The sequence below is a fragment of the Pandoraea sp. PE-S2R-1 genome, from assembly GCF_002179865.1.
Lineage (GTDB): Bacteria > Pseudomonadota > Gammaproteobacteria > Burkholderiales > Burkholderiaceae > Pandoraea.
In genome coordinates this window covers 1-418 of the sequence record NZ_NGUR01000112.1, presented here as the reverse complement: position 1 = coordinate 418, position 418 = coordinate 1, and the positions used below count along the sequence as shown (strand labels likewise).

General features: G+C 62.7%; 1 protein-coding gene. It reads left to right on the top strand.

Annotation, left to right across the window (positions count from 1 at the left end; all coding sequences use genetic code 11):
- The coding region (locus tag CDV44_RS27285) for an IS3 family transposase (protein ID WP_141118843.1) at positions 1-418 on the top strand (418 nt) is incomplete at both ends.

Below are 418 nucleotides of genomic sequence, written 5' to 3'. Positions count from 1 at the left end.
GCCAAGCCAGCGACGCCGGACCGACGAAGTCCTGAGTGTCCAGGTGCGCCAGAGCTTCCTTAGCAGTGACCGTACATATGGCGCGAGACGGGTATGGCACGACGTGCTCGCACTCGGCTTACGCTGCGGCCTGCATCGCGTAGAGCGGCTGATGCGCGAGCAGGCGCTGCGTGCGAGGCCAAGACGCCGTGGCTTGCCAAAGGACCGCGCTCAACGTGGTGCGGTCGCAGCAAACGTGCTTGACCGTCAATTTCAGGCAGACGCGCCGAACCAGAAGTGGGTGGCCGACTTCACGTATATCTGGACGGCCGAAGGCTGGTTGTATGCAGCGGCCGTGCTGGACTTGTACTCGCGCCGCATCGTTGGCTGGTCAATGCAGGAAAGCATGAGTTCGCAACTGGTCGCCGATGCACTGATG